Annotated in this window: 20 protein-coding genes and 1 riboswitch; of the genes, 19 read left to right on the top strand and 1 reads right to left on the bottom strand. The window is 38.0% G+C overall.

Annotated elements, in window-relative coordinates; translation table 11 throughout:
• Window positions 1-103: 103 nt before the first annotated feature.
• The 16 genes from ACI3ES_RS06400 (at window position 104) to ACI3ES_RS06325 (ending at window position 13,293) form a co-directional block, all read left to right on the top strand.
• Window positions 104-1,378, top strand: a complete 1,275-nt coding sequence (locus tag ACI3ES_RS06400) for an MFS transporter (protein WP_114666724.1) — start codon at window positions 104-106, stop codon at window positions 1,376-1,378.
• A 42-nt stretch (window positions 1,379-1,420) separates the two neighbouring features.
• On the top strand, window positions 1,421-2,923 hold the full coding sequence (locus tag ACI3ES_RS06395) for a carboxypeptidase M32 (protein WP_114666723.1): 1,503 nt from the start codon (window positions 1,421-1,423) through the stop codon (window positions 2,921-2,923).
• A gap of 78 nt (window positions 2,924-3,001) precedes the next feature.
• Window positions 3,002-3,187: a 30S ribosomal protein S21 gene (gene rpsU / locus ACI3ES_RS06390; RefSeq protein ID WP_004899901.1), complete on the top strand. Its 186-nt coding sequence runs from the start codon at window positions 3,002-3,004 to the stop codon at window positions 3,185-3,187.
• 105 nt (window positions 3,188-3,292) lie between these two features.
• The gene (locus ACI3ES_RS06385; RefSeq protein WP_114666722.1) at window positions 3,293-3,742 is read left to right on the top strand and encodes a GatB/YqeY domain-containing protein; all 450 of its coding nucleotides are present in this window, start codon (window positions 3,293-3,295) and stop codon (window positions 3,740-3,742) included.
• 58 nt (window positions 3,743-3,800) lie between these two features.
• A complete protein-coding gene (locus ACI3ES_RS06380; protein WP_114666721.1) occupies window positions 3,801-4,664 on the top strand; it encodes a S1 RNA-binding domain-containing protein in 864 nt (287 codons plus the stop codon).
• Complete coding sequence (gene xerD / locus ACI3ES_RS06375) at window positions 4,661-5,557, top strand: site-specific tyrosine recombinase XerD (protein WP_114666720.1); 897 nt, start codon at window positions 4,661-4,663, stop codon at window positions 5,555-5,557. The genes ACI3ES_RS06380 and xerD overlap by 4 nt, the downstream gene beginning before the upstream one ends.
• 3 nt (window positions 5,558-5,560) lie before the next feature.
• Window positions 5,561-5,935, top strand: coding sequence for a hypothetical protein (locus ACI3ES_RS06370; RefSeq protein ID WP_036066185.1), 375 nt, complete (start codon window positions 5,561-5,563; stop codon window positions 5,933-5,935).
• A complete protein-coding gene (locus tag ACI3ES_RS06365) occupies window positions 5,902-6,669 on the top strand; it encodes a ScpA family protein (RefSeq protein WP_142511681.1) in 768 nt (255 codons plus the stop codon). The genes ACI3ES_RS06370 and ACI3ES_RS06365 overlap by 34 nt, the downstream gene beginning before the upstream one ends.
• Before the next feature lie 2 nt (window positions 6,670-6,671).
• Window positions 6,672-7,256 carry an SMC-Scp complex subunit ScpB gene (gene scpB / locus ACI3ES_RS06360; RefSeq protein ID WP_114666718.1) on the top strand — a complete coding sequence of 195 codons (585 nt, stop codon included), beginning with the start codon at window positions 6,672-6,674 and terminating at the stop codon, window positions 7,254-7,256.
• A gap of 8 nt (window positions 7,257-7,264) precedes the next feature.
• On the top strand, window positions 7,265-8,014 hold the full coding sequence (locus tag ACI3ES_RS06355) for a pseudouridine synthase (protein WP_114666717.1): 750 nt from the start codon (window positions 7,265-7,267) through the stop codon (window positions 8,012-8,014).
• Between the two features lie 28 nt (window positions 8,015-8,042).
• A riboswitch (FMN riboswitch) is annotated at window positions 8,043-8,183 on the top strand.
• Between the two features lie 90 nt (window positions 8,184-8,273).
• Complete coding sequence (locus ACI3ES_RS06350; RefSeq protein WP_142511682.1) at window positions 8,274-8,861, top strand: ECF transporter S component; 588 nt, start codon at window positions 8,274-8,276, stop codon at window positions 8,859-8,861.
• A gap of 75 nt (window positions 8,862-8,936) precedes the next feature.
• Window positions 8,937-9,479 carry a peptidoglycan-binding protein LysM gene (locus ACI3ES_RS06345; RefSeq protein WP_407631949.1) on the top strand — a complete coding sequence of 181 codons (543 nt, stop codon included), beginning with the start codon at window positions 8,937-8,939 and terminating at the stop codon, window positions 9,477-9,479.
• 12 nt (window positions 9,480-9,491) lie between these two features.
• Window positions 9,492-10,169 carry a (d)CMP kinase gene (gene cmk, locus ACI3ES_RS06340; RefSeq protein ID WP_114666714.1) on the top strand — a complete coding sequence of 226 codons (678 nt, stop codon included), beginning with the start codon at window positions 9,492-9,494 and terminating at the stop codon, window positions 10,167-10,169.
• Between the two features lie 95 nt (window positions 10,170-10,264).
• Window positions 10,265-11,458: a 30S ribosomal protein S1 gene (rpsA, locus tag ACI3ES_RS06335; protein WP_004910088.1), complete on the top strand. Its 1,194-nt coding sequence runs from the start codon at window positions 10,265-10,267 to the stop codon at window positions 11,456-11,458.
• A gap of 72 nt (window positions 11,459-11,530) precedes the next feature.
• Window positions 11,531-12,841: a ribosome biogenesis GTPase Der gene (gene der, locus ACI3ES_RS06330; RefSeq protein ID WP_114666713.1), complete on the top strand. Its 1,311-nt coding sequence runs from the start codon at window positions 11,531-11,533 to the stop codon at window positions 12,839-12,841.
• Between the two features lie 176 nt (window positions 12,842-13,017).
• On the top strand, window positions 13,018-13,293 hold the full coding sequence (locus tag ACI3ES_RS06325; RefSeq protein WP_004910092.1) for an HU family DNA-binding protein: 276 nt from the start codon (window positions 13,018-13,020) through the stop codon (window positions 13,291-13,293).
• Window positions 13,294-13,587: 294 nt separating this feature from the next.
• Here the strand turns inward: ACI3ES_RS06325 and ACI3ES_RS06320 are convergent, their stop codons facing one another.
• Window positions 13,588-14,700, bottom strand: coding sequence for an AraC family transcriptional regulator (locus tag ACI3ES_RS06320; protein ID WP_114666712.1), 1,113 nt, complete (start codon window positions 14,698-14,700; stop codon window positions 13,588-13,590).
• A gap of 492 nt (window positions 14,701-15,192) precedes the next feature.
• On the opposite strand from ACI3ES_RS06320, the gene ACI3ES_RS06315 reads away from it, so the two are divergent.
• The 3 genes from ACI3ES_RS06315 to ACI3ES_RS06305 are packed head-to-tail and all read left to right on the top strand — an operon-like array spanning window position 15,193 to window position 20,443.
• Window positions 15,193-17,832, top strand: coding sequence for a SpaA isopeptide-forming pilin-related protein (locus ACI3ES_RS06315; protein WP_407631948.1), 2,640 nt, complete (start codon window positions 15,193-15,195; stop codon window positions 17,830-17,832).
• Window positions 17,829-18,920, top strand: coding sequence for a prealbumin-like fold domain-containing protein (locus ACI3ES_RS06310; protein ID WP_114666710.1), 1,092 nt, complete (start codon window positions 17,829-17,831; stop codon window positions 18,918-18,920). Before ACI3ES_RS06315 ends, ACI3ES_RS06310 begins: the two co-directional genes overlap by 4 nt.
• Window positions 18,917-20,443 carry a SpaH/EbpB family LPXTG-anchored major pilin gene (locus tag ACI3ES_RS06305; protein ID WP_114666709.1) on the top strand — a complete coding sequence of 509 codons (1,527 nt, stop codon included), beginning with the start codon at window positions 18,917-18,919 and terminating at the stop codon, window positions 20,441-20,443. The genes ACI3ES_RS06310 and ACI3ES_RS06305 overlap by 4 nt, the downstream gene beginning before the upstream one ends.
• The last annotated feature ends 128 nt before the right edge of the window (window positions 20,444-20,571 follow it).

Raw genomic sequence — 20,571 nt, 5'->3', positions numbered from 1 at the left:
GCACAACTTAACATATTGTACAAACAAAATGATTTTGTTTGTGCAAACCGACGGTGAATAGTCATTCGGATTTCGTTACAGTAAGGAAAAAGGGGTGAATCGTATGCAAGTACAACGTTCAGAACGAGAGATTATTAGCAACATTTTAAAAGGATCGCTTGGTAATTTGATAGAGTGGTTTGATTGGTATGTTTATGCTTCATTCGCTGTTTATTTTGCGCCATCATTTTTTCCAAGTCATGACAAAACAGCTGAATTGTTAAGCACAGCTGGGGTCTTTGCGATTGGTTTTTTGATGCGCCCATTAGGTAGCCTCATTTTGGGAAAATATGCTGATCAGCACGGTCGCCGAGCGGCTTTGACATTATCAGTTCTCATTATGGCGAGTGGTTCACTGGTGATTGCTATCACACCAAGTTATGCTCATATTGGTATTATTGCGCCAATTATTTTAGTATTAGCACGTTTGTTTCAGGGACTATCGTTAGGTGGTGAATACGGAACCTCAGCAACGTATTTGTCAGAAATGGCCAGTCGAAATCATCGTGGTTTTTACGCTTCATTCCAATATGTGACGCTAATTAGTGGTCAGTTAATTGCATTAGGTGTCCAAATTATCTTGCAAATGACATTGTCAAATGAGCAGTTGATCCAGTGGGGATGGCGAATTCCATTTATTATCGGTGCCCTTGGGGCAATAATTGTGTTGTTCTTGCGATTGAGCATGGCAGAATCTGACCAATTTGCTTCACAGAAAGCGAAGTCAAAAGGTAGTCTGAAAGAATTAATGCGTTATCCAAAGGCTGTTCTGACAGTGGTTGGCTTGACTTTAGGCGGTACAATTGCATTTTATACGTATACAACATACTTGCAAAAATTTATGATCAATTCTGTGGGATTACCAACCCAGTCAGTCACACGAATTAATTTTCTAGCGTTACTTATTTTTATGATTTTACAACCAATCGCGGGTGCAATTTCTGATAAAATTGGACGACGGCCATTACTATTTTGGTTTGGTGGACTAGGAACAATTTTTACCATACCAATTTTTGTGGCCTTGCAACATGCTACAACGAGTTGGGAGGCGTTTTGGCTCATGTTAGCAGGCTTGGTGATTGTGACAGGCTATACCTCAATTAACGCCATCGTCAAAGCAGAAATGTTTCCAACAGAAATCCGCGCTTTAGGTGTTGGCTTACCTTACGGACTGACGGTCGCTATTTTTGGTGGTACAGTTGAATATTTGGCGCTCTATCTCAGAAAAATTAATCATGAAAATCTATTTTTTATTTATGTTACAGTAGTGATTTTTATTAGTTTATTAGTTTATTGGCGTATGACTGATACAAAAACGACTTCTAAATTAGATAAATAAGTGATAAAATTAATAATATTTAATTGGAGAATGAGGTAAATCATGACGACGCAACAAGACTTGTTTGATTCCGTTAAAGAACAGACATTATTATCTGAAATTGCAGCGCTTTCTGGCTGGGATGCTTTGACTGGTATGCCCAAAGATGCTGGACATTTTCGCGCTGATGTTGATGCTTACTTAGCGCAGAAAATATTTACAGTCAGTACAGGAGAACAACGACAAAGCATATTAAAAGCGCTCTCATCTGACACGAGTCAATTGGATGAACTTGGCCAATTGGTATTAAAAAAAGCACAAAAAGACTATGATATGACGGGCAAAATCCCAGAACAAGATTTCATAGCCTTTGAAAAAACGTTGTCGCAGGCACAAGACTATTGGGCGCAAGCTCGTGAAGCTAACGACTACAAAATTTTTCAACCTTATTTAGAAAAAATTATTGGCTACTTAAAGCAATTTATCCCGCTATGGCAAACAAATGAGGCAACACCTTATGATGTTTTGCTCAATCAATACGAACCGGGATTGACAGTGGCTAAATTAGATGCAGTTTTTGCCCAAGTCAAAACCGGTGTGACTGAATTGCGCCAACGTCTGGCCAAAGAAGGCACGACGCCAGAAGACTCATTTTTGAAGAGACGGGTGACGAAAGAACAGCAACGACAATATGCAATGTCAGCTGTGCAACGGTTAGGTTATAATTTGAACAAAGGTCGACTTGATGACACGATTCATCCTTTTATGGAAGCTTTGAATCGTGATGATGCTCGCATTACGACACGTTGGGATGATCATAACTTTCAAATGGCTGTTTTAGGTATTTTCCACGAAGCTGGTCATGGACTGTTTGAGCAAAATGTTGATCCCAAATATGATGATTTTCGTTCTGTTTTGCCAATTAGCATGAGTATTCATGAGTCCCAATCTTTGTTTAATGAGGTCATGGTTGGACGTTCAAAGGCCTTCTGGGAAACAGAATATCCTCAGATGCAACAAGCTTTTGAGGGGGTTCTTGATGACGTTGATTTTGAAACTTTTTATGCAGGTTGGCTCAAAACGCAAGCTTCATTCACACGGACAGAAGCCGATCCTCTTACGTATCCATTACACATTATTATTCGTTATGAAATTGAAAAGGCAATTTTCAATGACAATATTGATGTAGCCGATTTGCCAGCCCTCTGGAATGCAAAATATAAAGAATACTTGGATTTAGATACACCGGATGATTTAACAGGTATTTTGCAAGACATTCACTGGGCAGGTGGCTCATTTGGCTACTTCCCAAGCTATGCATTAGGTCATTTGTATGCTGCACAGTTCCAAGCAACTATGGCAAAATCATTGGATTTTGAAGCAATTTTTCAGTCAGGTGATTATTCACCAATTTTTGAATGGCGAAAAGAACATATTTGGCAATATGGTGGTGCAGTTGATCCACAAGTTATCTTAAAACAAGCAACGGGTGAGTCACTTAATCCACAATACTGGCTTGATTTACAAACAAAGCAGTATTTAAAGGCTTATGGTATTGACGATTAGTTAAAAGTCTGTCATAATGAATAAGTATTTAGTGCATGTCGTTTAACGAAATAAAATGCGAGAAAGGAGGGTTATCAAATGGCAAAGGTCATCGTACGTAAGAACGAATCTTTGGATGATGCATTGCGTCGCTTTAAGCGCGGTGTTTCAAAAGACGGTACTCTCCAAGAATACCGTAAGCGCGAATTCTACGTTAAGCCTTCAGTTGCACGTAAATTGAAGTCTGAAGCGGCACAAAAGCGTAACAAAAAGAAGGGTCGTTAATTCGACGCTAAACGTCACATCAGTGGCGTTTTTTTTATGGTAGAATGATATCAGGAAGGTCGGATTGTCACCGACAATAATTTTAGTCACGAAAGAAGAGAAATAATGTCATTGTTAGAAACTTTGAATGCTGATATGAAACAAGCGATGAAGGACAAAAACAAAGATGCTTTGTCTGTTATTCGCATGGTGAAATCAACCGTCATGAATGAACAAATCAATTTGGGACATGATTTGACTGAAGAAGAAGAATTAACTGTGCTGTCACGTGAAGTCAAGCAACGCCATGAATCGCTTTCAGAATTTGAAAAGGGTGGACGCGACGATTTGGCAGCAGGTATCAAATCCGAACTAGCGATTTTGGCGAAGTATTTGCCAGCACAATTGAGTGAAGATGAAGTGATTGCGATTATTAAGGCTGCAATCTCAAAAACCGGTGCGACAACGCCAAAGGATATGGGTAAAGTTATGGGTGTTGTGACACCACAAGTCAAAGGTAAGGCTGATGGGAAGTTTGTTGCTAATCAAGTAAAATCTCTACTAGCAGGCCAGTAATTTATCCGCTAAAGCCCAGTATTAGTGCGTGAAGTAGCGCGCATCAAAGGAAAATGATATGAATCCAACAGTTGGTACCACAATTAAAGCACAAGTCACTGATGAAAACAGTCAGTTCTTTTTTGCGCAAGTCGATGGTTTTACTTATGAGATTGATAAGTCAGAACTTCAAAAGCCTCTCAAATTAGGTGGCTTTGTCACTGGCTTTGCCTATGAAAATGAAGATCATAAGTTACAAATTACCAAAATTGTGCCCACAGCACAAAAAGATGTGTACGGTTGGGGGACTGTTGTAGCTAACCGTCATGATTTGGGTGTCTTTGTCGCAATTGGCTTACCAAATAAAGACATTGTGGTTTCATTAGATGATTTGCCCACTATCACGTCACTTTGGCCACAAAAGGGTGATAGGCTTATGATTGCAATCAAAGAAGACAGCAAGGGACGTTTGTGGGGTGAAATTGCACAGCAAAATATCATTAACGCTGTTTCGCGTCGTGCACCTCAAGAAATGAAATCTAAACAGATTAAGGCAACCGTATACCGAAATAAAATGGCTGGCACACTTGTTTTAACTGAGGATTACTATTTGGGATTCATTCATCCTTCTCAACGTGATGATGAACCACGTTTAGGCGAAATAGTTAATGCTCGTGTAATTGGCGTACGTGATGACGGGACACTTAACCTGTCGCTGAAACCTTTAGCATATAAAACCATGAATGAAGATGCCACTTTCTTGTTGTTACAGTTGCAAAGACGTTCCGATCACTTCCTACCATTCAATGATAAAAGCAATCCTGAAGCGATCAAACGCCAATTTGGTTTTAGTAAAAGCCAATTTAAACGTGCGCTGGGTCACTTATATAAAGAGCGTTTGATAGAGCAAGTCGATGGCGGCATCAAATTAGTTGAACAATGACACAAGAAGTTGACAACGCAATTGTAGATTATTTGCATTATATTCGTATTGAGCGCGGTTTATCCGACAATACCATCAAAAGCTACCATCAAGATTTGGTTCGTTTTGGTAAATATCTTAATGTTGAAAAATTAACATTGCGCCAAGTCGATCATATTGTGATTTTAGCGTGGTTAAATCAGCTGCGCCAAGAAGGAAAATCTAATAGTTCTGTTATTCATATGGTGACATCGCTACGTAAGTTTTTTGGCTATTTGACCCAAGAGAAAATAGTGGCTCATAACCCGATGAGTGACGTACGCCCACCAAAAAAAGCAGAACATTTGCCAGCTGTGCTAACGCTTGAGGAAATTGACAAGTTGCTTCAAGTAGCAGTTGAAGATACCCCTCTAGGCATTAGAAATCGGACGCTGTTAGAAGTCATGTATGCCACAGGTCTTCGTGTCAGTGAACTGGTCAACCTTAAAATGAGTGATTTACATTTGGAGTTGGGTTTAATTCAAACAATTGGAAAAGGTGACAAAGAGCGTATTATTCCGATTGGTGAAGTTGCTATTGATTGGCTACAACGTTATTTTAAGACAAGCCGAATTGCCTTATTAAAAGAGCACGAGTCACCATATGTGTTTTTAAACGATCGAGGTCATCAAATTACTCGGCAAGGTATTTGGAAAATTATCAAAAAATTGGTCTTGAACGCCGGTATCACGAAAGATGTTTCACCGCATACATTGCGTCATTCCTTTGCGACTCACATTTTAGAAAATGGTGCAGACCTTAGAATTGTCCAAGAATTATTGGGTCATGCTGATATTTCTACAACGCAAATTTATACCCATATTTCTAAAAAGAGATTAAGTGAAGTTTATGATGAGTATCACCCGAGGGCCTGAATGATGATTATATTAGCCAGACAACAAAATGAAAAAACAGTAATGGGCATTTTATCCCTCTTGCCCGGCTTGCGTGAAATTCCGCATTTAAAAGCTGAAATAGCATGGTATCACAATAGTGACACGCGAGAACTTTATATTTGGCAATCAGAATCACAAGGTCAGGTTCAAGGGGTCCTAGGTGTTGAAATTTATGATGATGAGATTACCATTATTCGGCATGTTGCTTTATCGCCTGAATCACGCAGTGTAAAGAATTATTTTGCAATGCTTTCAGACTATCAGTCCCAACATCCTGACGTTTTTTTGATGGGAACTTTAGATAACCAAAAATTGATTAACAAATGGAGAAAGTCGGTATCGAAAACAACGGCTTAACAATTAAATTAACTGATTTTGAAGGACCTATTGATTTATTACTTCATCTTATTAAAAAGTCAGAAATGGATATTTTCGACTTGCCAATTGCCGAAATTACAACACAATATTTAGATTTCATACGTACACAGCAAGCGATGCAGCTAGATGTTGCCAGCGAATATTTGGTTATGGCAGCAACGTTACTGCAAATCAAATCCTATGATTTATTGCCAAATGATCCAGTAGAGACTGATTTTGAAGATGATGAGTATACTGATCCACGTGAAGAATTGATGTTGCAATTATTAACCTATAAACAATTTCAAGTAGTGAGTGAAACGCTTCGAGAACGTGAACAATCGGATCAACAATCTTTTCCACGACTGCCAATGATGGCACCAGAAGATGTTGACCAAGAAATTGGCTTGGCACCGGGATTAGGACTAGTGGACTTGCAAATGGCATTTACGCATCTGCTGGCAAAAAAGCGGCAACAACAGCCAATCAGTCGACGCGTGGTCACTGAAAAGTATACAATTACTGATGCCGTTTCCAATATCCATCGTCATCTATTGGGGCAAAAGGTTGGTGATATGATTGCCTTTACAACATTCTTTGATGATGTTTATGAACGTGAACCGTTAGTCATGACGTTTTTAGCCTTGTTAGAAATGGCAAAAGCAGAGAAAATATCGTTACATCAGATGGATTATGAACACGAAATTTTTGTAGAAATTGAGGATTTGGATTAAAAATGAATAATTTAAGTCAAATCGAAGCGTTACTCTTTGTGGCTGGAGACGAAGGTATTTCTTTGCCGGATTTAGTCACGATGACCGGATTTGAGCAGACTGCGGTGATGGGGATTATAGATGACTTGGCAGCGAAATATGACAATGACTTAAGCTGTGCATTAGAAATTCGAGAAACCGATGGGAATTATCGTTTAGTGACTAAGCCGATGTTGGGAACAGTTGTCAAACAGTATTTTGAATCGCCAACTAATGCCACTTTGTCACACGCACAATTAGAAACGCTTGTTATTGTTGCCTACCGCCAGCCGATTACGAGAATTGAAATTGACCAAATCCGTGGGGTTCAATCCTCTGGCACATTACAAAAATTAGCTATGCGACATTTAATTACAGAAGTTGGACGTAAAGAAGAACCAGGTCGACCAATTTTATATGGCACAACGGTCGACTTTTTGGACTACTTTGGTTTAAAAACAATTCAAGATCTGCCACCGCTACCGGATTTGGACTCTTTGGACATTAATGATGATACTGAGGGAGAATTATTTGCGAACCCATTTGCAGTTGAACCAGAAAGAAAGTGAATTTTGATATGCTTGAAGAACCACAACGATTACAAAAAGTGATTGCCCAAGCGGGCTTAGCGTCGCGTCGCGGTGCTGAAGAGATGATTAGTCAGGGGCGGGTGCAAGTTAACGGGCAAACCGTCAACACATTAGGTGTTAAGGTCACACATGGTGATCACATTCAAGTTGATGGTGCACCTATCGAAGGTAGAGAGAAGCTCGTGTACTACTTGCTTAATAAACCCCGAGGTGTCGTGACCACAAATGACGATGAAAAAGGTCGCAAAACAGTGCTTGACATTCTGGCAGATGTTGATCAACGCGTATATCCAGTTGGTCGTTTGGATTATGACACGACCGGGGCTTTGCTGCTGACAAACGATGGTCAAGTTGCTAATCAATTGATGCACCCAAAGTCTCAAGTTAATAAAACTTATATGGCCAAAGTCAAAGGTATTGCTACGGAAGCACAGCTGGCACCCTTGAAGAAAGGTGTTGTGATTAAGGGCCGTAAAACAGCACCAGCCCGCGTTGCAATCACACGAGTTGATCATGATAAAAAGACGAGCATGGTGCGATTGACAATTCATGAAGGTCGTAATCATCAAGTTAAAAATATGCTAGCAAAAGTTGGTTTACCTGTTGAAAAATTGAAACGTGAGCAGTATGCTTTCTTTGATTTGGTTGGGTTACAACCTGGTGAATATCGTAAATTAACAAATGCTGAAGTGAAACAACTGCAAGCACAAGATTATCGGATGTTGCGACGCAAGTAATTTCGTGGTATCATTTACTCAAATTAAATATAAACTTCAGGGTCAGGTGTAAATCCTAACCGGCGGTGAGACATAGTATTTTAAAAATGGTAAGCCCGCGACCTGCGCAAGCAGTTGATTTGGTCAAAATCCAAAGCCGACCGTACAGTCGGGTATAAAGAAGTCTAAAAAGAAAGTGAAAACTGCCTTTTTGTTGTACCCTGACAAATTGCGCAGTTTTTTGATTTGGTCAATAAGCACCAAGTTAAGAGGAAAAAATATGTTACTAACAACAACACCAGTTCAACGTGTACAACGTTTAACTTTGATTGCAATTTTAAGCGCTATTTCTTTTGGGTTAATGCTTTTTCCACAATTGCCCTTAATACCCGGTGCTGATTTTTTGAAACTAGACTTTTCAATCGTTCCAATTATAATCGCACTAAGTTGGTTAGGCATGACCGCAGCAATTTGGGTTGTATTTTTAAGAACAATCTTAAAACTCATTTTAGCAAATGAGGGTGTCAACACTTATCTGGGTTTGCCTGTTAATGTGGCTGTCGTGTTAACTTTTATTCTGGTCTTAGGGTTAATGATGTCACAGAAAATGCAATGGCATCAAAAATTAATTGCTATGGTAATCAGCGTGACTGCAATTACTGTTGTAGCCATGATCATTAATTGGTTGGTTGCAATACCGTTGTATGCGACTTTTGCGAATTTTGACATTAATCGTCTGATCGGTATCAAAACTTATTTATTTGGTATGGTAATGCCATTTAACCTGATTCAAGGCATTATTTGGTTTGTAACAGGTGAAATTGTAAAAGCCAGTTTGACGCCTTTATGGCAAAAAATTGTTTCTTAATAAAACGTTATCAAAAAACAATGTGGGGATGTGGTAAAATCTTATTTGAATGAATAAATATGGAGGTCGTTTAATATGAACGATTATGACCCAAATAACATGAGCCGATCCAATCGGCCCAAAAATAAAAAGATTGAACCTAAGTTTGCGAGAACATCTGATTCAAAGTCTGAAAATAAAGGGCTGCGAGTTGCCTTAATTGTATTGGGTTTGGTCATTCTATCAGCTTTTCCAGTTTATGGCTTCTTCAGCAACCACAAAGGTTCTACGCCGCAAACCGTTTCGTCATCAAGTCAACACAAATCCTCAACCAAAAAATCATCCAGCAGTAGTTCTACCTCTTCTGAAACAACTTCTTCTGACAGTAGTGTTTCCAGCGCTTCACAATCAGAAGCAAGTAGCAGTTCCGAAAGTACAACCGATGATGAAACTGCCGCTTCATCATCAAGTTCAGCATCATCAAGTGCTACCACTACAGCCGTTTTGGGCACCAGCCAAACATTGTATAATTTTGCAGTCACACACGGTCTAACAACTGATCAAGTTATTGCTTTGAATCCTGGTTTGACGGTTGACAACTACACGCAATATGCTGGCACTGTGTTGAATATTCAATAATTAAGGATGACGATGATGACAAATATTCAAATTGCAATTGACGGACCAGCATCAGCAGGAAAGTCGACAATTGCTAAAATTCTAGCAAGTAACTTGAAATACGTGTATGTTGATACAGGGGCAATGTATCGCACTATTACATTGGCTGCCAAGCAAGCCGGAATTTCTTATGATGATGAGCAAAGTATCACCGAACTGCTCGACACTACCGATATTCGTTTCGAGCCGGGTACGCCTGTGCAACATGTATTCCTAAATAATCAAGAAGTCACATCATTGATTCGCTCAACAGAAGTAACGAATAATGTGTCACTCGTTTCTTCATACGCCGCTGTTAGAGAAAATTTGGTTGAGCGTCAACGAGCTATTGCCAGCCATGATAACGTTATTATGGATGGTCGTGACATTGGTACAACTGTATTACCAAAAGCGCAAGTCAAAATCTTTTTAGTAGCTAGTGTCGAAGAACGTGCCCAACGCCGCTATCGAGAAAATGTTTCCAAGGGAATTGCGACCGATTTAGATACACTGAGAAAAGAAATAGAAACGCGCGATTATAAAGATTCTCATCGCCAAATAAGTCCTTTGGTTCAAGCAAAAGATGCAATCCTAGTCGACACAACTGGACAAACGATTGAACAAGTGGTTGATGAAATTACAAAAATCATCAAAAATTCATTGAACTTATAATTTACACGGTTTAAACCGTGTTTTTTACTATACAAGAGTTGAAATATTTGGTACACTATATTCATAGTGTAAATTGTAGGAGGACGTTTGACGTCATGAGTGAAACAAACAACGAGCTTTTAGCAGCTCTTGAAAGTGCAGATCAAATTAAGGTAGGAGATGTCGTTACTGGTGAGGTATTAGCCATTGATAACGATAACCAAGCAGTTATTGGTTTGCATACCGGTGAAGAAGGAGTTGTGCCAGCACGTGAGTACTCAGACGATCGTAACATCAACCTGGCAGACGAATTAAAAGTTGGGGACAGCGTTGAAGCTGTTGTCATCTCTAATGTTACAAGCGACAAAGAAGGTGTTGCATACTTGCTATCAAAGAAGCGTTTGGAAGCACGTAAGGCATGGGAAAACTTGTCATTTGCTGAAGGGGACACTGTTGATGCAAAAGTTATCAATGCGGTCCGCGGTGGCTTAATTGTTGATGTCAATGGTGTTCGTGGCTTTGTCCCAGCATCAATGGTTGCTGATCGTTTCGTTTCAGATTTGAATCAATTCAAAAATAAAGATATTAAGGCGCAAGTTATTGAGATTGATGCTTCAAAAGCACGCTTGATTTTGTCACGTAAGGCTGTTGCTGCACAAGAACGTGCTGCGCAATTAGCAGAAGCATTTGCTAAGTTAACAGTTGGAGAAGTTGTTGAAGGTAAAGTTGCTCGTTTGACTGACTTTGGTGCTTTCGTTGACTTGGGTGGCGTTGATGGCTTGGTCCACGTATCAGAAATTTCACATGATCGTGTTAAGAACCCAGCGGACGTTTTGACAAAGGGTGAAGTCGTTAACGTTAAAATCTTGGCATTGGATTCTGAAAAGGGTCGTATTTCATTGTCAATCAAAGCAACACAACCTGGTCCATGGGACAAGGTTGCCGAAGAAGCACCAGCCGGTACTGTACTTGAAGGTACAGTAAAGCGTGTTAAAGACTTTGGTGCCTTTGTTGAAATTTTCCCTGGCATTGAAGGTCTTGTCCATGTGTCACAAATTTCACACAAGCGCATTGAAAACCCATCAGACGTTTTGAAGTCAGGTGATAAGGTTAAAGTTCAAGTGCTTGATGTTAAGCCTGCAGAAGAACGCATTTCATTGTCAATGAAGGCTTTGGAAGAAAAGCCAGAACGCGAAGATCGCGGTAATGCAAACGATGGTTCAGCTTCACGTGCCGATATTGCTGCTTACAAGCAACAAGAGGACGATTCAGCTGCAACTTTGGGCGACATTTTTGATGGTAAGTTCTAAGAATTCTTATTGAAAAGAACTGGTTCGCCAGTTCTTTTTTTATGATAATGCAATATAAAAGGAGGTGCTAATATGGCTGCACCAATAGTAGCGATTGTTGGTCGTCCAAATGTCGGAAAATCAACTATTTTTAATCGTATGGCTGGAGAACGTATCGCTATCGTAGAAGATATGCCTGGCGTGACCCGTGATCGACTTTATGCATCAGCTGAATGGTTGAATTACGATTTTCGAATGATTGATACTGGTGGTATTGAAATTGGTGATGCACCGTTTCTAGCTGAAATCAGGGGCCAAGTTGAATTGGCTCTGGATGAAGCAGACCTTATTGTCATGGTTGTTTCTGGTAGAGAAGGTTTGACAGAGGCGGATGAAGTTGTCGCTAAAATGTTATATAAAACCGACAAACCTGTTGTTCTAGCGGTTAACAAGGTTGATAATCCAGAAATGCGTAATGATATCTATGATTTTTATGCACTCGGTTTAGGGGATCCATTCCCAGTTTCTGGTTCTCACGGTATTGGTCTTGGTGATTTATTAGATGAAGTAGTTAAACATTTTCCTGATGAAGCTGCTGAACAAGAAGATGAAGCCATCAGATTCAGTATTATTGGTCGTCCAAACGTCGGAAAATCTTCAATTGTAAATGCAATGCTGGGCGAAAAAAGAGTCATTGTGTCTGACATTGAAGGCACGACACGTGACGCTATCGATACCCGTTTTGTGACACCAGATGGTGATGAATTCGTGATGGTTGACACCGCTGGTATGAGAAAACGTGGTAAGATCTATGAAAATACTGAAAAATATTCAGTAATGCGAGCGATGAAAGCCATTGATGATAGTAACGTTATCTTAATGGTACTTGATGCTGAAGCTGGTATTCGAGAACAAGATAAGCATGTGGCTGGCTTTGCACATGATGCTGGCCGTGCGATGATTATTGTTGTAAACAAGTGGGATGCAATTGAAAAAGATGATCACACGATGTCTGATTTTGAAAATTTGATTCGGGATGAATTCAAATTTTTGGACTATGCACCGATTGTTTTTGTGTCAGCCAAAACGGGACAACGTTTAGACAGATTGCCTCAGTTGGTAAAGGATGTCGATGATAACCATCGAAAGCGAATTGGATCGTCAACCTTGAATGATGTCATTATGGACGCTATTGCAATTAATCCGACGCCTTCGGATAATGGTAGACGCTTGCGTGTTTACTATGCGACACAAGTAGCAGTTCAGCCACCAACATTTGTTATATTTGTTAATGATGTTGAGCTAATGCACTTTTCTTATGAGCGTTTCCTTGAAAATAAAATCCGAGAGGCCTTTGACTTCACGGGAACACCGATTAAGCTAATTGTTCGTGCAAGAAAGTAATTTGATTTCATTAATATTGAAATTATGTAACGTAAGTATTACGAAATGCTGAAAACCCTTGATAACACTACACATAAGCGCTTTCTTGTGTTATTCTAAGTACATGAAATAATGTTTCGACAAATTTCACACGGCGCTTTGCGCCAATCATAAAATAACTCTCAGGAGAAAAGAACATGGCAAATAAGCAAGAATTAGTAGATTCAGTTGCAAAGGCAACTGGTTTGACAAAGAAAGATGCTGTCGCATCAGTTGATGCTGTCTTTGCATCAATTGAAGCAGCTTTGAAAAAGGGCGAAAAGGTTCAATTGATTGGCTTCGGTAACTTTGAAGTTCGTGATCGTGCAGCTCGTAAGGGCCGTAACCCACAAACTGGTGAAGAAATCGAAATCGCTGCTTCAAAGGTTCCTGCATTCAAGCCTGGTAAAGCCTTGAAGGACGCTGTTAAGTAATATATATCCCAATTAAAAAGAGTAAGCTTCTGGTAAGCTTACTCTTTTTTATATGAAAAATATTGTTAAGTCGTGTGTCCATGAAACTATTTTGGTAAAAAAATAGCTGCATTCACAGTGTTGTCTTTGATTCAATTTAGACCGAAGCTGCTATAACTTTAAAGTAACTAAGATAAATATCTAATATGATACCGTAACTTATTGTATGTAGCTGATTTATAAATTCAGTCGAATTATGATATATTCCAAACGCATTTAGTTTAATCTGAATGCGTTTTTTGTGGTCTAGTATCTTTAGTCGTCGAGCGGTCTAGTAATAAAATGTTTTCTGAAATGATTTGGTGTGACACCGGTCACTTTTTTAAATGTTTTGACAAAATAGGTAGCTGTTGAGAATGATAGCAATTCAGCAATTTCTAGTAGTGACAGATTGGAAGCAATCAAGAGTTCTTTGGCTGTTTCGACTTTAGTCTGTCGAATAAATTGTGTGATTGTGACACCGTATTCTTTTTTAAAAGCAGGATTTAGTGTTTTTTTCGAAGCATTTAATCCAGTAGCAATGTCGTCTAGCGTAATATTTTCTCTGATATGTTGTTTAATGTATTGCTTAATTCTTTGGTGTAATGGTAGAAAATTATTGAATCGATATTGTTTAATCACACTGAAATAGTGCCATGAAATTTCCTTAATGGTTTGAAAAAAGTTTAAAAATTGTGGTGATAATTCGACTTCCTGCACTAAACTATATTGCAATTGAAAAGCTAATTTAGCTGGGTAACCCCATTGGATAATTGCACGATTTAAAATTGATATGTAAGAAATAAGAGTATTCTTCTCTCCTCGAATAATATTGTTAGCTGTTAAATGTTCAGCAACTAGATTAAATTCTGCTAAGCTGTCCAATGCTGTGCTCAATTGATCTTTTTTTGAGTACACAATTGCTTTAATAATGTCAGTTTCTGTGTCAAAAAATAATTGTGAATCAAATGGTACAAAATGACGAGTCTTAACAGGTTTTTTGTTATCAATTTTTAAAATATAAATGTCTTCATCGGGCGCTTCCACAGTGTTGTACATTGTAAAAATGATTTGTGCAATCGTTTTTAAATTCTGTAATGAGTGTAAATGTATTAGTTCGTTGTTATCAGTGAAGTTTTTTTTGTATAAAAATGAGAAGCAGATTAATTGAGTTGGATTAATTTTACATACAACAACGTGTCCTAAATCATAATCAACTGACGTATACGAATGGGATAACACTAAATCTAGTTTGTTCAATAAAAAATCATGAATATCATTATTGGAATCACGATTATTTTTGTATAAAAAGGTTGTAGTATGCTGGACACTATCCAAAAAGATGACATCAGCATTTAATATTTTTGCTAGTTTTGCAATGTTATTCATCAACACTCCTAGTTTATTCATTTATAATGACCAGAAAATTGAAACTAAAAGATATGTATTCTTAAAAATTTCGTTCTTTAGATACTCGTGAATTATTGTATAAAAAAATTAATAAAAAAATAACCATATGCCGGTTTATGGATTTGAATTTGCTATAAAATACCTTTTTGTATCATGAAAATATTAAAAAAGTAATAGATAATATTAATAGCCATGAAGAGAATTGTAGTACATTTTTGTCCAATTTAGGAATGGGGGGATTATGAAAAACTTACACTGCCTGTGATAGTTCAAGTTTTCATTGCATTTAAAAAAAGTAAATATTTTTTAAATTATACACACTTCACAAACATTAGAGTGAATTTTATAAAGATTATAAAAGTGAAAGACAAGTTCGCGCTACAGCTCATGGTGAGAAAGAATAAAATTTCTCAGGTGTTGTGAATTAATTTTTATAAAAAAGAACAGTTAATGTTCTTAGAGAGGAGAGTTATGAAAAAAAATATTCACAAGAATCTGCGCAACAAATTTGTTCATTTCTTGGGAATTGCTTTATTGATGGGATCGATTGTTACGAGTTCATTTTTACAGCCAATGCTGACTGCTTCTGCAGCAAGCGACATAACACCGCAATATACCAATAACAGTAGCGGTGTTTCACCAACTAACTCTTGGACAATTCCAGGGCAAAACACTGTAATCAACCATCAAGGTGGGGATACTACTAATGGCTGGGACAAGAACAGCAGTTGGAATGGTGATTCATCTGATACATCAAAATCATATTTGAAATTTGGTACCGATACTAGTAACCCAGATTACCAAATTCGTAAGTATGCTAAAGAGACTTCAACACCTGGGTTATATGATGTTTATTTAAATGTTAAGGGGAATGAAGTTAAGAATATTAAACCCATTGATATTGTGTTAGTTGTTGATATGTCGGGATCAATGAACTCATCTTTAAATGGTGGGAATGATCGAGTTGGTGCGACTCGTCAAGGTGTTAAAAATTTCTTGAAAACCATTAACGATGCCGGAATTGGGAAGTATGTTAATGTCGGTGTAGTTGGATTTTCCAGTCCAGGTTATATAAGTAGTTCAGGAACACTGTCTGAAAATATTGATTCATCTGATAATCAGGCACATATAACGAGAATTAATGATTTATTAGCTAACGAATTTAAAGGTGGAACTTTCACACAATTAGGAATTCGTACCGGTCAAAGCATGCTTGCTAGTGATAGTAATGATCATAAGAAAATGATGATTATGTTAACTGATGGTGTTCCAACTTTTTCCTATAAAGTATCGGCGTTAACAAACATTGGTGGAATTGATTATGGTACTGCTTTTGGTACTAAGCGGGACGAGCCTGGAAATACATCTCAACTAAGTAGCAATTATTACGTTTCCAATGGAAATGGCATCGTTAAAGACACGTGGACTGCGACGTTAGGAGAGGCAAGAATAGCCAAAAATTCTGGAACGGAACTCCATGCTTTAGGTATTCAAATTGGGGCAGATAAAAATTATTTAACGAAGGATCAAGTGAGAGATAAGATGCTGTTGCTTGCGTCGTCGGGACTTTACCAAGATGCCAACAGTGCTTCGGATGTTACTACCTACTTAAATAATCAGGCGAAAGATGTCTTAAGCCAATTCAACACCGTCAACCAAGGCACTATTTCAGACCCACTAGGTTCTCAATTTATATACGGTGATGATACACCAACAGTCAAAAGTGTTGGAAATAGTGTTGTTCAGAATTTACCAACAGTGACTAAATCAAACGGAAGTATCACCGTTAGCAACATGAACCTCGGTAAAGACCAAGAAGTTCAAATTCACTATCAAGTTCATTTGAATACCGAGTCGGATAATTTCCAACCAGATTACTGGTATCAGATGAATGGTAAAACAACCTTCACACCGACAAAGGATAGTAATGCTGTCGAATTCGGGGTTCCTTCTGCTAAAGCACCTGGAACGGCGATAAAGGTTACCAAGCAATGGCAAGAGTTGGTTGATTCATCGAAGCGACCAGATAGTATTAACTTTAATGTAACACGAACTGTGAACAACCAATCAACTAATTGGCAAGCTTCTGGTATTTTGAGTAAAAGTGATGATTGGACAAAAACGTTTAAGCAATTGACTAAAAATAACCAATCTGTTTGGTTGCCAGCGTATGACAATAATGGCAATACATTTAATTACCAAGTTTCTAGTGAAGCTACGGATGGCTATATTTCAAGCATTACTAACAAAACAAATGAGTCAACAATCACAAATACACAGTATGGTTTGATTATTGATAAGTATGCAAGTAATTCAACAAATAAACTCACTGGCGCTGAATTTATTGTTAAATCATCAGATGGCAAGCAATCATATACATTAACAGATAATCAGTTACAGCAACTGACACCAGGGGATTACACCATTCAAGAAACTAAGAGCCCAAAGGGGTATCAACTTGATTCTACGGTTTATCCAATAACATTATCGCAGGATGGTAAATGGTCAAGCAGTGGACAGGGTATTAGTGTGACATCACCAACCACGGATGGTAATGGCTATAAAGATGGTTTTTCTATTGCGACTGATACATCAAACAATCCTGACAAGAATAATGTTGTTAGATTTGTCAAAAATGATGCTCTCAAGAAGTTTGATCTGACAGTTAATAAAGTTGATAAAACTACTGGCAATGCGTTAAAAGGTGCTAAATTCACATTAACTGACTCTGCTGGCAAAACATCATCTTATAAAGAAACCGATCCAACAGCGACGTTTACTTTTGAAAATCTTTCATCAGGAACATATACTTTGAAAGAGACAAAAGCGCCTGATGGCTACATTACTAGTCAAGACGTTACAATAGTAATTTCAGATGATGGCAACGTTAATGTAACTAACAATAATGGCGATTGGAAATCAACTTTACAAAATGATGCAGGTAATAATCAGATTAGCCTAACGGTTAATAATACCAATAAAACTGTCTTTCCATCTACTGGTGGATCAGGTAATGAACTTTATTTGATTGTCGGAGGTATTTTTATATTAATCGCGGCACTTGCTGGTGGCTATTATGTTTTCAGAATTAAGCGAGGTTATCGATCATGATTAAAAAAATGATGATTTCTATTGTAACAATTCTATCAGCTGTTCTGTTAAGTTTTAGTCTGTCACACAAAAACGTCGAGGCGGATTTATCTAGTCCGGTAACCATAAAACTTAACCATCAATTAAGTGTTTATGGTTCAGATCCAATGGCTTATATGCCGGGCGCAAATGTCACTTTTAAATTATACGATTTAACCAATGATTATCAAAAACATCAAAATGATGAAAATTATTTTCAAACACTAAAATCACTTAATCAAGGTATTGAAAAATATATTAAACAAAACAATATTCAATTGGTTGAGACTGAAAGAACTGATGAAAATGGACAAGCAATCTTTCATGCCGATAAAAGCATTGGTAAAGCCTATTTAATCGTTCAAGAGCAGGTGAAACATTTTGATAACAATGGGTTAGTTTATGAACAAATGACCGATCCAATTGCTTTTGTGCCAGCTGATCAAAAAGTGCATCAAGATATTTTAACAATTGATACTAAGTCTGCGATTGTTACAAGAGTGCCGTATTTTTTCAAATATGGTCGAACATTAGATCAAAAAGAAACGCCATTAGCTGGGGTGAAATTTGTCTTTTATAGATTAAATAATAATCGGAGAGAATATCTTACAAACGACAATAGTTGGCAAATTGTAACTGATCCGTTACACGATAGCGCAATTAAAAAAATAGTATCTGATGAGAATGGCTTAGTTGCTTTGAATGATACTAAATTAGTTGCTGGAGAATATTATTTTGAAGAGGTTGCAACATTAAAAAACTTTGAAATTTCAAAGTTAGCTCAGCAAATTAAAGTCAATATTCCTGCAGTTAACAGTGTCAATGACGTTTTGCCAATTACTGTTAATGGGCAACCATTATCAAAAGTCTCGGCTGGGACTATGCCAGACTATGTTATGAAAAATGCGCAACCACGCATCTTGAATTACCAAAAAAAGCCGACTGTACTGCCAGCTTTACCAGCCACGGGTGTGGCGATTGGTTCTATTTCTGTTATTGGTTTGGTGATGGTGATATTAGTTTTGTTTATGAAACAGAGAAATAGGAAGAAAAAGGGAGAATACAAATGAAGCGTAAAACATGGTCAACATTGGCCAATACAATTTTACTAGTGCTACCATTACTGCTTTCAGCAGTTTTGGGTGTTGCTAATGTATCAGCAGATTCAACTGACACAGTTAATGTGACATTACACAAGCGTGTGTTTGACGAAGGCCAAGTGCCGGCAAACAAGACAAACACAGGTGATGTTGATAGCAGTTTTGGTGGCACACCACTAGCTGGTGTTACTTTCACAGCTTATGATGTTACAGATCATTATTTGGCGTTACGTAAAGATGGGCAAACTGCTGAAGAAGCTACTCAAGCTGTTCAAAAAGATGCTGTTGATAAAGCACCAAGTTATGCAAATCAAGTGGGTCAAGATGTCACTAAGGGTGATGATGGCACAGTGACTTTCTCAAATTTAACTTCTAAAGATGGCGATAAAGATAAAGTTTACTTATTTGTTGAAACAAATTCACCAACGGATATTACACAAAAAGCTGATCCAATTGTATTGGCACTACCTATCTATAAGACAGGATCTGATTCAGAGATCAATACTAATATTCATGTTTATCCAAAAAACGAAAAATCAACTGCTATTACAAAAGATTTGAATGATAAGAGCAAGACTGCTTTAGAAGTTACGCTTGCTGATGGTACAAAGGTATACAATGCTACATTTGGTCAAACATTTGGTTATCAACTACAAATTGCTGTACCTTGGAACATTGCTGATAAATCAACATTTAACGTTGTCGATACACCTAATTTAGGTATCGATGATGATGCGTCAACTGTTCAAGTTGCAGGACTAACAAAAGGCACTGATTATAAGGTTGAAGCAACTGCTGCTAATGACCAAAATGGTAAGGGCTTCAAAATTACCTTTGATACAAGTACTGCCGCTGTGAAAGCAGCTGCAGGAAAGAAATTAACCATTACTTATGATGCAACGCTAACTAACGCTGCAGTACCAGACAAGGCTTTAAACAACACGGCGACACTTAATATTGGTAATGGTACTGACGTTACTTCAACGCCAACTCAGGGACCAGAAATTTATACTGGTGGCATTAATTTTGTTAAGCAAGATAAGCAAAGTGGTAAAACACTTGCTAATGCAGAATTCCAGTTGGTTAAGTTGAATGCAAATGGTGATAAGGTTGCTTATGCAACACAAGCTTCTGATGGGTCATACAATTGGGCCGCAACAGCTGATGGTGCTACAACATATACTTCAGATTCGAAGGGTGCGATATCACTAAAAGGATTGGAATATTCAACTAAGTTGTCAGATGGCCAAAGCTACGCCTTGGTTGAAACAAAAGCACCAGAAGGCTATGCACTTTTGACAGCACCTGTTAAGTTCACAGTGACAAAGGGAAGCTTTGGTGCAAGTCAGTTGATTACAATCACGAACATCAAAAAAGGTATTTTGCCATCAACAGGTGGTTCAGGTATTTATTTGTTCTTAATAATTGGCGCATTGATGATGGGTGCTGCTTATCTTTGGAACAAGCGTAATAAGAAAGAACAAAACATTTAATTCATCTCTAGAAAGTGCAAATCATGATAATGGTGCGCGCTTTTTTTATCAAAGTAGTATCAGATTAAATGTGACATTCTACTCAGAAATACCTCGGTGGCGTTTAGTTTGGCAAATTATAAAGGGGA

Origin of the sequence: Leuconostoc falkenbergense, assembly GCF_045801155.1 — a bacterium.
Classification (GTDB): domain Bacteria; phylum Bacillota; class Bacilli; order Lactobacillales; family Lactobacillaceae; genus Leuconostoc; species Leuconostoc falkenbergense.
The sequence above is the reverse complement of the archived record's forward strand: the minus strand, read 5'-3'. Positions and strand labels throughout refer to the sequence as shown.